Raw genomic sequence first — 11,919 nt, 5'->3', positions numbered from 1 at the left:
TCTTATGTGACGCGGCGCGCCCGGAGGAGGTCGACAACGGAAATGGTCACAACGGCGCCGACGATAAGTGCCATGCCAACGATGTCGACGCCCGTGTAGGAGGTACCCATGACGAGGGCGGAAAAGGCGGTTGCGGCGATGGGCTCGAGGCTCCCGATGAGCGACGCCCTGACGGGGCCGATGCGACCCACGCCCCACAGGTAGGCGGTGAAGGCGACGGTGGTACCCAGGACGACGGTGATGAACATGGCGAGCACGACGTCGGGCGTCCAGGTGATGTCGAATCGCCACACTCGACCGACCAGGCCGACGCACGCACCCGCGATCAGCAGGCCGTATGCCACGACGACGTTCGCACCGTAGGCCGCAATGAGCCGAGCGGGAAGCAGCGTGTATGTCGCGAGCGTGAGCGCAGCAACGGCTCCCCAGGCGAGGGCGGACGGCGTGATGACGAGGTTATCCAGCGATCCGTGCGTGCACAGCAGGAAGGTACCGCTCACGGCGAGGACGATGGCGATGACCTCGCAGGCCCTGGGCCATCGACCGTGGGTCAGGCACACCCAGACGACGATGAGGATGAGTCCCAGGTATTCCAGGATGGTGCCCGTGCCCGCGTTCGAGGCGCGGATCACCCCCATGTAGGTGATCTGGCAGGCCGCCAGGCCGAAGACCGCGTAGATCGCCAGGTCTCGCCAGTTGCGCGGCGCACGGATCAGATCACGATGACGGGCCGAGACGCCGCACGAACGAAGGAGAACGTAGGCCAGGGTGAGGACCCCACCGATGGACATACGCAAGAAGCTGATGAGAGTGAGCTCGATGCCATGGCGGCTCATGAGGTACTCGGCGGAGACACCGGAGGCACCCCAACACAAGGCAGCCACGACGGTCACGAGATACCCAAGAGCGTTGCGCATGGCGTCCTTCTACTGTGCCCCCGAGACGATTCGAACGTCCGACACCCGCTTTAGGAGAGCGGTGCTCTATCCCCTGAGCTACGAGGGCGTGACAAGTTGTCCGCGCCCACTGTAGCAAAGTGCGCGCGGCGTTGCCCCCTCACCGGCCGCGTACACCGGTGCAGCGGGCCGTGGCTCGCCAATAAAACGAACGAGGCCGGGGCATCCACGCGCGGTCCCCGGCCTCGTGCCGACGTGGGGTTAGCGGCGCTCCCACTCGGTGTGCACCGCGGTTGTCCCTTCTCCCAGGTGGGCGGAGGGAACGATCATGACCGGGCAGGTCGAGTGTCCAAGTACCGTCTGGGAGGTCGAGCCGAGGAGTACCCCGGCGAGGCCTCCGCGCCCGCGTGTGCCGACGACGACGAGGTCGACGGCGGTCGAGAATTCGATGAGCAGGGACGCCGCGGAGCCATCGAGGGCGTGGCGTGCGACGTGCACGTCCTTGCCATCGAGAGCAGCCGTGATGGCCGCATCCATGCCCTCGCGTACCTGCGCGAGGAGGGCGGAGTGGTCGACGCCGGTAGGCGTCCACGTCATGACGGAGGGGCCGACCGCGATCGGGACGGCAGACACGGCTGTCACGCGCGCGTCCCACAGGTCCGCCTCGCCAATCGCGCGCTTGAGGGCGCACGACGGCTGGTCGGTGCCGTCCACGCCGACGACAATGCGCTCGACGGGCGTGAAGTTCTTGCCCGAGGTGTGGCGCGGGACGACGACAACGGGGCACTTGGAGTGCGCGGGGAGGGCCGAGGAGACGGTGCCGAGCAGGCGATCAGCGAATCCACCGCCGCCGCGGGAACCGACGACGATCATGTCGACCTCGGCGGAGAAGTCGATGAGGACGCCGGCCGGATCTCCCGGTTCGGTCGAGCCGGACACATGCGTGGCGCCGTGCTCACGTGCCACGGCCTTGGCTTCCTCGACGACCTGTTCAGCCCCTGCTTTCAAGGCCTCGTCGTCGAGCACGGCGTAACCGCCGTCCAGGGCGGCGGCTGAGTAGGAGGCCAGCGCGTATGTGCACAGGCAATGAATGCGCGCTCCGGTGCGCGCGCCGCGATCAGCGGCCCAGGTGACGGCGGCAAGGCTCTCCGTCGAGCCATCGACACCGACCAGAATGACTTCGGTAGAACTCATGGTGTCCTCCTCGTGGTGGCAGTCACTTATATTGTGCCGCATTTTGACAGCCAGCGAAAGCCCAACCTGCCCAGACGCACTGATCCCCGCAGCCCATGCGGGCTGCGGGGATCACCAGCTGTCTATCGCAGGCTCAGTAGCGCACGTAGGTGGCGCCAGCGCGAACCGGCGAGATCTGGGAGAGACGACCGGGCACCGTCGCCTCGACCATCTGGCCGCCGCCGATGTAGATGGCGACGTGGCCGGGGTAGGACACGATGTCGCCGGGCTGCGGGTCAGAGACGATGGTACCACCGGCGGCCTGGGCGGACGAGGAGTGCGGCAGGTTGATGCCGGCAGCCCCGTACGCGTACTTGACCAGGCCGGAGCAGTCGAGGCCCGCGAGGGACTCGCCGCCGTAGACGTAGGGGATGCCGGTCAGGCCCAGGGCGACGGACACGATGTCCGAACCCGAGGCGTTCACGGCGGCCTGACGAGCGGAGATATCGCTCGAGGTGGCGTCGGAACGCGACTCCGAACGGGAAGCAGCGGAATCGGACGACTGCTCAGTCGCGGTGGTGGCAGCCGGAGCCGGTGCGGGCGCCTCGGCAGTGGCGGACGCGGTCGCGTCCTCCTCGGCGGTCCATGCGATGTCGGGAACCTCAACCGTGGTCACAGCATCGACCGCGACGGTCGTGGTGTTCAGGTCCGCGCTCTGCGGCTCAGACTGAGGGGTCGCCGGGGCGGCGTTCGCAACGCCAGCGGCGATCGCGGTCAGCGCAACACCGGCTGCCGACGCGAAGGCGATCGGACGAGCTGCGGTGGAGGCGTTGAGGCCCTCGACCATGGTGTCGGTCAGCGGGCGACGTGCCAGGCGGTGACGCGGAGCAGGCTTAGAAGTCTTCACTCATGTTCTCCCTGTTTCCCTGCGAGGTTAGCTGTCGGGTTCGGACGGGAAGTCCGGCTCGGCTGGCGAGCTTCACCCCTAGGCTCCGAGGAGCCGCGGTTGGGTTCCCCGCGTGAGACGAAATTTCCGCTCTATCCGTCGTCTCACTTCGGGTGCCGGATAGGCGGGTGGTCTGATGACCGGAATTCACTATAGCCTGACCAACCGGCCAATGTCACGTTCTGGTAACAGTGACCCTCCTCATCGTTATCATTCCGTGACATTTGCGTCCCGCAATCTCAGGAAAAACCCCGCCCCCTCACACGTTTCGCGATTCGAGACACACCCCGTAGACGACAAAAGCCGGGGCTTATCGCCCCGGCCTCGTCAACGAAGAGCGCTCACTCACCGCGTACGAAGAGATGAGCCGCCAACGCCATCGGCATCGTCAGGTAGCCGCGGACGTTCCCGGCCTCGTCGAGGGCCGCGACGCGCACGACGTCGCCGTGCGCCGACAGCTCCACGCGAGCGCCAGGACGCAGACCCAGCTCATCGAAGGAGGCCAGCAGTTCCGCGTCCGCCTGGATCGGCTCGCCGATGCGCGCCAGCGTGAGGACGCCGGCCTCGAGCGAACGAACCGCCAGTTCGGCGGAATAAGCACCCTCCAGCTGCTCACAGCCAGGCATCGGATTGCCGTAGGGGTCCACGGACGTGTTGCTCAGCAGCTCCTGCAGGCGCGCCTCGACGGCATCGCTCATCACGTGCTCCCAGCGGCAGGCCTCGTCGTGAACCTGGACCCAGTCCATGCCAATCACGTCGAGGAGGAGACGCTCGGCCAGGCGATGCTTGCGCAGCACCTCGGTGGCGTGTGCGCGGCCAGCCTCAGTCAGTTCGAGGCGGCGGTCCCCCATCACATGCAGGAGCCCGTCGCGCTCCATGCGCGCGACCGTCTGCGAGACCGTCGGGCCGGAGTGCCCCAGGCGGTCGACGATGCGCGCACGCAGGGGGGTGACCCCGTCCTCCTCGAGTTCGAGGATGGTCTTGAGATACATCTCAGTGGTGTCGATCAGGTCTGCCATGACGCCCTCCTTTATCAGGCATGTAATAAACACACAATAGGGTCACCTTCGTTTGCGCACGTGGAACGACGCGTTGATGCGGAAAAACAGGCGTGTCGACGTGTGGATGCTCACGATAATTCGATTAATGAACGTGATGGAAATACCTCGCTTCAGGGGACTAGGCTGTCGTCATGGTGGCTTTTCCCGACATCCCCCAGGCCCTCCTTCCCTCCGACGGACGCTTCGGCTGCGGCCCTTCCAAGGTGCGCAGCGCACAGATCGAGGCGCTCTCCTCCCCGCTCCTGATGGGCACTTCGCACCGCGCCATGCCCGTGCGAGACGTCGTCGCCTCGCTCAAGGACGGCCTGCGCACGCTCCTCGCGGTCCCCGACGACTACCAGGTGGTCCTGGGTAACGGCGGCGCCTCAGCGTTCTGGGACGCAGCCTGCGCCTGCCTGATCTCCTCGCGCGCAGCCTTCGGCTCCTGGGGTGCATTCGGCGCGAAGTTCGCCACCGAAGCCACCCGCGCGCCGCACCTGAGCGATCCGCTCATCGACGAGGCCGCCTTTGGTTCGCTCGTCACCGTGACCCCGCGCGATGGCGTCGACACCTACGCCTACCCCCACAACGAAACATCCACCGGCGTCGCCTCCCCCGTCTACCGCGTCGAGGCCCCGGGGGCACTCACCCTCGTGGATGGCACGTCGATCGCCGGCGCCGCCCCCGTCGACCTCACGCAGGTTGATGCCTACTACTTCTCTCTTCAGAAGGCTCTCGGCTCTGACGGCGGCCTGTGGGTCGCCATCCTCTCCCCCGCCGCCATCGAGCGAACACATCGCCTCGAGGAGGGCTCGGACGGGCGCTGGGTCCCCCAGTTCCTATCGCTCACCGCGGCTGTTCAGAACTCGCGCAAGGACCAGACGCTCAACACCCCCGCACTCGCGACGATCATCATGGCGGATGCCCAGGTGCGCTGGCTCCTCGAGCGCGGCGGTATGAGCGCCGTGAGCGCCCACTGCGCCCAGGCCTCGTCCCTCATCTACGACTGGGCCGAGGCGAACCTGGCCGCGCGTCCCTTCGTGGAGAACCCGGAGTGGCGCTCCCCCGTGACCGCCACGATTGAGATCGACGAGGCCGCGAGCGCCTCCGAGCTGGCCGCACACCTGCGTACCCGAGGGGTCGTTGACATCGGTGCCTACCGAGGCGTCGGCGTCAACCAGCTGCGCATCGGAACGTGGCCGAGCGTCGACATCGACGACGTGGAGGCCCTTCTCGCCTGCATTGACTACTGCCTGGAGCGCGTGCTCTAAGGCAGCGCGCGGCCGACGCCCCTTAGGCCGGGTCGATCGAACGACTGGGCGCGTCCACCGAGGAATCAGCCTCAATGCCCACCCACGGGAAGGACGGGCGGCGCACGACGCGTCCCTTCCAGTGGATCATCGCCCATACGCCGCACACCAGCGCTATGCCCAGCGATGCGATGCCGCCGACCAGGATCGACCAGCGTGCCCCAAACATCGTCCCCACCCAGCCGACGAGCGGCGAGCCGATCGGCGTCGCTCCCAGGAAAACGAGCGAATACAGGGCCATGACGCGCCCACGCTTATCGGAATCGGTGCGCGTCTGCACGAGGGCGTTCGCACTCGTATTCATCGTCAGCATGCCAAAGCCCGTAGGAATCGACAGGAGGGCAAACCACCAGTACGAGGGCGACAGGCCCAGCAGAATCTCGGCGGTCCCGTAGAAGGCGGCACCCATGAGGATCGTGCGCAGGCGAGGAGCGCGGCGCGCAGCTCCCGTGGATCCGAGGATCGAGCCGAAGGCCATGAAGGTCGAGAGAATGCCGAAGGAACCCGCCGCCTTGCCGAACACGGTCGTGGCCATGAGAGCACTCGTCATCTGGAAATTCATGCCAAGCGCGCTCACGACGAAGATCAGCGCGAGAATAATGCGGATGTCGGTGCGACTGTGCACGTAGATCACGGACTCACGCAGCTGGCCGCGGGCGCGCGGCACGAGCGTGCGCGGATACAGTCGGTCGCCTCGCATGAGGGCCAGCGCGATGACGGGGGCGGCAAACATTCCGGCGTCGATGAGGAAGACGGGGCCCACCCCCCACCAGTCGATGAAGAAACCCGCCGACGCCGGGCCAATCAGGCGCGCAGTATGGAAGGCGGTGGCGTTGAGGGCGACAGCGTTCGCCATCTTGTCCTGAGGCACGAGCTCGCCGACAAACGCCTGGCGCGCCGGCGTATCGATCGCGGAGATCGTCCCCGAAATGAAGGCGAGGATGTACTGGTGCCAGAGCTCGCCCGTACCCGTCAGGACGACGATGCCGATGATGAGGGAGACGAGGCCGACCCCCGTCTGCGTGCACTGCAGGAGGCGGCGCCCGGGGATGCGATCCGCGAGGACTCCCGCCCACGCCGAAAACAGGATGATCGGCAGGAACTGTAGGGCGGTGACCACGCCTACCTGCGAGGCGTCGTGATCGGTCAGGACCGTCAGCACGTACCAGTCCTGGGCGACGCGCTGAAGCCACGCGCCGGTCGAGGCAATCAGGGAGGCGACGAACCAATACCGGTAGTTCACGTAGCGCATGGACGCGAATGTTGCTGACACGCCAAACCTCCCTCTCTCACTGCTGCTGCGCACACCGAACGAGGTTGGGGTGCCCGGCGGCGCTCATCCTTCCTCGGCGTATCTTCCCAGGATACGACCGCCCCGCCGGAGGAAGGCTCCGGCGGGGCGGGAAGGGTGCGAAGGGTGACGAATCAGGCGACGCCAAGGAGGCGCTGAATCGGACCTATCAGGAAGTAGATGACGAACAGAGCGGAGACCACCCACATGAGCGGGTGGACCTTGCGGGCCTGGCCCTTGACGAGCTGAATAACCGCGTAGGTCACGAAGCCCACACCGATGCCGACGGAGACGGAGTAGCCGAAGGGCATGAACGCGATGGTCATGAAGGCGGGGATCGCAACCTCCGGCGAATCCCAGTCGATGCCGGTCACCTGGGTCATCATGAGGAAGCCGACGAACACGAGGGCCGTGGAGGCGGCCTCGGTCGGAACCAGCTCGACGAGGGGCGCCAGGAAGGTCGACAGCAGGAACAGGATGCCGGTGACCACGGAGGCCAGGCCTGTACGAGCACCCTCGGCGACGCCCGAGGCGGACTCGACGTAAGAAGTGTTCGAGGAGACGCCGCCGACGCCGCCGGCCACCGCGGCCAGGGAGTCGACGATCAGGATCTGGCGGGTCTTAGGGGGGTTGCCGTCCTTGTCCAGCAGGTTACCCTCGGCGCCGACGGCCACCATGGTGCCCATCGTGTCGAAGAAGTCGGCGAGCATGAGGGAGAAGACCAGCAGGATGACGGAGACAATACCGAGCTTACCGAAGCCACCGAAGAGGTCCACCTTGCCGAGCGTGTCGAAGACGGGAACGGCGATCGGGGAACCCTTGAGTTCCGGAACAGTCTGACCCCAGCCGGTGGGGTTCGTGTCGGAAATACGCTCGAGGTGAGTGAACGCCTGAACGATGACTGCGAGGATCGTGGAGGCGATGATCGAGATCAGCACCGCGCCCTTTACCTTGCGCACGTAGAGGATCATCATGAGGAACAGGCCGAACACGAAGACGAGGGCCGGCCAGCCGTCGAGCGAGCCCGAGATACCGAACTGGACGGGGGTCGCGCCGGTACGCACGATGCCCGCGTTCACGAGGCCAATGAGGGCCACGAAGAGGCCCAGGCCCACCGTGATGGCGGTCTTGAGGGCGGCGGGAACCGCACGGAAAACGGCCTCGCGGAAGCCGGTGAGGACCAGCAGGAAGATGAGGATACCTTCCCAGGCGATGATGCCCATGGCCTCGCCGTAGCTGAGGCCGGCGCCAAGGACCAGGGTGAAGGCGACGACCGCGTTGAGGCCGAGGCCGGCGGCGAGCGCCAGGGGGTAGTTCGCGACGACACCCATGAGGATCGTCATGATGCCAGCGACGAGCGCGGTGCCAGCAGCGATGCCCTGGGTCGTAATAGAGCCATCCTTGGGAACTGCGTTGCCCAGGATCGCAGGGTTGACGACCAGGATGTACGCCATCGCGAAGAAGGTAACAAATCCACCGCGGATTTCGTGACTGATCGTCGAGCCGCGCTTGGAAATCTGGAAGAACGAATCAAGTGACTGTGCGAAGCCGCCGTGGGATGGGGCGGTCTTTTCTTGTGTGCTCACTGAACAATCGTGCCTGCTCGGGGGCGAGCACGCAAACAAACTCGCCATGTGCCCACTTGTTGAGAAAGCACCCGAGACGTAGTCTCGGGTGCTTTCTCTCAGTTCGTCACGGAAGCGGACGTCAGTCAGCCTGTTCGGAAGCCGCCGACGCCCCGGCCTCGTCCGCCTTCAGCTCGTCCGACGCCCGCGGCATCGGCTCCGCGTCGAGCGCCCCCTCGTTGATGCGCGACGGGCGCACCGGCCACGCCGTACCGTTCTTGGGAACGTCGGTCTCTGAGTGGGACCCACATGTGTGATCCAGGGACACGACGGCCCCGTCGTCGGTGGCCCACTCGTTCGCGCACACACCGAACATGGTGCGCATGTCGCCGCTCATCTTCATGAGGAAGCCGCACGAGGAGCAGGTGTTACGCGGGCGACGCCCCGACTTCGGCCCGCGCTCGGAATCGTACCAGCGCTTAGCCGCCTGATCGCGCCCCTCCTGCGACAGGACGCGTGCTCGCCCCAGCCCAAGTTCACGCACGATCGGCAGATCCGGATCATCGCTCGTGTCCTCGAAGCCCTGCTCGAGGCGCTCGTCCTCCGCCTTGTACGGCAAAACGTCGTCGCGCGAAATGTCCGAGGGACGCAGGCGTTCCTCCCACGGCACCCACTCGGGGGCGAGAAGCGCACCCTCGCGAGGAGTCATGTCGACCTCGCACACGGTGGCGACGCGCCCGCGCGGCACGCGCGCAACGGTCACCGCCCAGCACCAACCCACGTAGCCAGCGTCAGTCGACGCGAAATAGTGGGTGCCCAGGCGTTCCGACACCATCTCGAAGCCGACGTGATCGCCGACGGGACGCGGATGGGCCACGGCCTCGGCGCCAGCGCGCGCGACGTCGACGGCGCCCTCGAGGACGGCGTCCTTCTTCACTGCCCGCACACGGGCCACAGTTTTAGGCATCAAATTCCTCTGCGACGGCGCGCAGCACCTTCGCGATCTTGGTCGCGTTGTCCGGGTACGATCCGCGACGCAGGGCGGCACTCGACGAGTCAAGGAGCTTGATCAGGTCCTCGACGACGGGCACCATCGCCTGCGGCTTGCGGCGCTTGGCTCGGGCAACGGAAGCTGTCTCCTTCAGGAAGCGCACGCTCAGGGCCTGCGGTCCCTTGCGTCCGTCAGCGACCGAATACTCCACGCGAGCACCCACTCGGGGGTTGGGGTGGTCGGCCGGCAGCGCGGACGAGTGGAGGAAGACATCCGCCCCGTCGTCTCCTGCGATGAAACCGAAACCGCGATCCGCGTCGAAGAACCTCACTTTACCGGTGGGCATAGTCCCCTCCTTCTCTCAATAGTCTGTGAGCCCAATGGGCTCCCCCTATCATAGGGCGCTCTCCCCGTGCGCGTGGGAGACGGGCCGTCGCCTGTAGCGAACAGCACCGCTCATCCCAGGAAGAGCCAACTTTCACGTAGACTGACCCCAGGGCAACAATCACGCGACGCTGGTTTCGTCACATGCTCGACAGGACCGTGTGGCGTGATGTATGTTTCTCTGTTCGCCACTTCGCAGGAGGACCCAGTGTCACGAATCCGCCGCTTCAGCCTCGTCGCTGTGCTGACCACGTTACTGCTTGCACTCGGACTCCCGTCCTTCGCTGCCTCCCCCCTGAGCGTCAACGGAAGCGTGACAGACCCAGACGGATGGCTGTCTCACTCCGACCGTTCGTCGGTCGAGTCAGCCACGAGCAAGGCTGCGTCCCACGGCATGAACGTCTCCGTCGTCTTTGTCGCAAACTTGTCGGGCATGGATGCGCAGACGTGGTGCCAGCAGACCGTCCAGCGTTCATCGTTGAACGCTGGAACCATCGTCTACGTCATCGCCTACTCTGAGCGACACGACGCCGCATGCGTCTACAACGGGACTTCCCCGTCCGTGCTCCAAAGCGCGGTCAGGGCCTCGGAGGCTCAGCTGTCGTCGAAGCCGCTGACGTCCTCCGATGGTGCCAGGGGCGTCAACGCCTTCGTCGACGCTCTCGTCAACGCAAACTCTTCGAGCCCATCCCGCTCGGGTTCGTCGAGTAATTCCAGGGCCTCCGAGTCCAGTTCCAGCAACGGCGTAGGCGCGATCCTCGCCATCTTCTTGTTCCTCATCGTCCTGGTCGCCGGCTTTTGTGTCATCGGCTTCGCCGTGTCACGCTCGTCGAAGCGCAACAGGGTCGTCGCGCAGCAGGCGGCGCAGGTTGACGCCCAAGCCGCAGCACGGGCGGTCCAGGAAGCGAACCGCCAACTCCTGGCTGCCGATGAACAGATCCGCACGGCGTCAGACGAATTGGACTTCGCTCGTGCCCAGTTCGGCCTCGGCGCCACCGATAGTTTCGCCCAAGCGATCGACATCGGTAAGGCGGCTGTCTCCCGCGGTTTCAGCGCACAATCCCAGATGAACTCGACGCCCGTACCCGCCGAGCAACTGCGACTGGCCACCGCCATCATGGCCGACCTGGGGGCCAACATGAACCCGCTCAGCGCCATCCAGGCGTCGTTTGCAACCAAACGCGCCGAACAGGCGTCCCTCCCCCAGCGCATCAGCGAAGCACGCGAACGCCTCGCCGAAGAGCTCTCGGACCTCGAACGTGCGAAGGCCGAGCTTACCTCCATCGCGGCCCTGTACCCGACGCAGATGCTCGCGTCCCTCCAGGACAATCCGGAGCAGGCCTCGGCGTTGCTTACCTCGGCTCGCAGCGCACTCGACGCCGCCGACGCGGCGGTATCCACCGACCGTGCACGGGCCTCAAGCGCCCTCGACACCGCCCTGCGCGCCCTGACGATGGCAAAACACCAGACGGACGCGATTTTCTCCGCCAAGTCCGATCTGGACGCCATCCGCGATCGCCTCGTCGCCGCAATCAGCTCCATTTCTTCGGACATCACAGACGTCGACAACCTGGACACGGATCCGACCGTCTTCGATCCGATGGTGGCCGACGCGCGGGCCGCGATCAAAGAGGCGCAGGCCGCGCTGGCAAACAACGGTGATCCGCTCGCCGCTCTCGAGCACCTTCGCATGGCCGAGGCGACACTCGACGCTGCGCTCGAGCCACTGCGCACGAAGGAGGAGGCCTACCAGAAGGCGTACGCCGCCGCGGAGGCGCAAATCTCCCTGGCGGACTCGGCCGTGGCCCAGGCACAGCGCTACGTGCAGGGTCGGCGAGGCGCCATCGACCTGAATGTCCGTTCCACGCTCAACGACGCGGAGACCGCCCTCAGCAGCGCACGCGACGTGCTCGACGAGGACCCCGACGCTGCGATGTCCCATGCAACAAACGCGCGCGCCCTCGCCGATAACGTCATGGCGACGCCGATCCAGAACGTCGGCGGCACGTGGGGACAGCCCACGGGGGGCAACGGATCCTTCACCGGATCCTCGCTGGGCGACTTCCTCCTGTGGTCGACTCTGTTCTCGAACGCCGGGTCTCACCATCACTATCACCATCACCACTACGACGACGATGACTTCGATCCCTTCCGCAGCGGATCGCGCTCCTCCGGCTCCGGCTGGTCCTTCGCCTCGGGCGGTGGTTCCGACTGGGGGTCGGGCGGCTCCGATTGGGGCAGCGGGAGCTCCGACTCCGGATGGTCGTCGGCCTCCGGCAGTTTCTGACCCCGTGACCCGCAGCGAGCGTTTATCAGTTCCCGA

Annotated in this window: 10 protein-coding genes, 1 tRNA gene and 1 riboswitch; of the genes, 2 read left to right on the top strand and 9 right to left on the bottom strand. The window is 66.0% G+C overall.

From position 1 onward, the window contains the following. Positions 1 to 2: 2 nt before the first annotated feature. The 5 genes from O3656_RS04935 to O3656_RS04915 form a co-directional block, all read right to left on the bottom strand. Positions 3 to 917, bottom strand: a complete 915-nt coding sequence (locus tag O3656_RS04935) for a DMT family transporter (RefSeq protein ID WP_500062891.1) — start codon at positions 915 to 917, stop codon at positions 3 to 5. 15 nt (positions 918 to 932) lie between these two features. After that, positions 933 to 1,005 (bottom strand) — tRNA-Arg (locus O3656_RS04930). A gap of 152 nt (positions 1,006 to 1,157) precedes the next feature. Next, positions 1,158 to 2,090: a universal stress protein gene (locus tag O3656_RS04925; protein ID WP_500062890.1), complete on the bottom strand. Its 933-nt coding sequence runs from the start codon at positions 2,088 to 2,090 to the stop codon at positions 1,158 to 1,160. Positions 2,091 to 2,223: 133 nt separating this feature from the next. Then, positions 2,224 to 2,976 (bottom strand): C40 family peptidase, encoded by a 753-nt coding sequence (locus O3656_RS04920; protein WP_500062889.1) that lies wholly within the window; start codon positions 2,974 to 2,976, stop codon positions 2,224 to 2,226. A gap of 2 nt (positions 2,977 to 2,978) precedes the next feature. Beyond that, positions 2,979 to 3,115, bottom strand: a riboswitch (cyclic di-AMP (ydaO/yuaA leader). A 241-nt stretch (positions 3,116 to 3,356) separates the two neighbouring features. Further along, complete coding sequence (locus O3656_RS04915; protein ID WP_500062888.1) at positions 3,357 to 4,034, bottom strand: metal-dependent transcriptional regulator; 678 nt, start codon at positions 4,032 to 4,034, stop codon at positions 3,357 to 3,359. A gap of 173 nt (positions 4,035 to 4,207) precedes the next feature. Between O3656_RS04915 and O3656_RS04910 the strand changes: the two genes are divergently transcribed. Next, entirely contained in the window at positions 4,208 to 5,326 is a 1,119-nt protein-coding gene (locus tag O3656_RS04910; protein ID WP_500062887.1) for a phosphoserine transaminase, read from the top strand. A 22-nt stretch (positions 5,327 to 5,348) separates the two neighbouring features. Here the strand turns inward: O3656_RS04910 and O3656_RS04905 are convergent, their stop codons facing one another. The 4 genes from O3656_RS04905 to O3656_RS04890 form a co-directional block, all read right to left on the bottom strand. Beyond that, on the bottom strand, positions 5,349 to 6,638 hold the full coding sequence (locus O3656_RS04905; RefSeq protein ID WP_500062886.1) for an MFS transporter: 1,290 nt from the start codon (positions 6,636 to 6,638) through the stop codon (positions 5,349 to 5,351). A gap of 152 nt (positions 6,639 to 6,790) precedes the next feature. Next, entirely contained in the window at positions 6,791 to 8,242 is a 1,452-nt protein-coding gene (locus tag O3656_RS04900; protein WP_500062885.1) for an NCS2 family permease, read from the bottom strand. Between the two features lie 121 nt (positions 8,243 to 8,363). Further along, positions 8,364 to 9,188 carry a DUF3027 domain-containing protein gene (locus tag O3656_RS04895; protein ID WP_500062884.1) on the bottom strand — a complete coding sequence of 275 codons (825 nt, stop codon included), beginning with the start codon at positions 9,186 to 9,188 and terminating at the stop codon, positions 8,364 to 8,366. Continuing rightward, complete coding sequence (locus O3656_RS04890; protein WP_016460384.1) at positions 9,181 to 9,558, bottom strand: cold-shock protein; 378 nt, start codon at positions 9,556 to 9,558, stop codon at positions 9,181 to 9,183. The genes O3656_RS04895 and O3656_RS04890 overlap by 8 nt, the downstream gene beginning before the upstream one ends. 204 nt (positions 9,559 to 9,762) lie before the next feature. Between O3656_RS04890 and O3656_RS04885 the strand changes: the two genes are divergently transcribed. Continuing rightward, on the top strand, positions 9,763 to 11,883 hold the full coding sequence (locus O3656_RS04885) for a TPM domain-containing protein (RefSeq protein ID WP_500062883.1): 2,121 nt from the start codon (positions 9,763 to 9,765) through the stop codon (positions 11,881 to 11,883). Positions 11,884 to 11,919: the final 36 nt, after the last annotated feature.

The sequence above is a fragment of the Pauljensenia sp. 27098_8_83 genome, from assembly GCF_041432695.1.
Classification (GTDB): domain Bacteria; phylum Actinomycetota; class Actinomycetes; order Actinomycetales; family Actinomycetaceae; genus Pauljensenia.
This window is presented reverse-complemented; position numbering and strand designations above follow the sequence as displayed.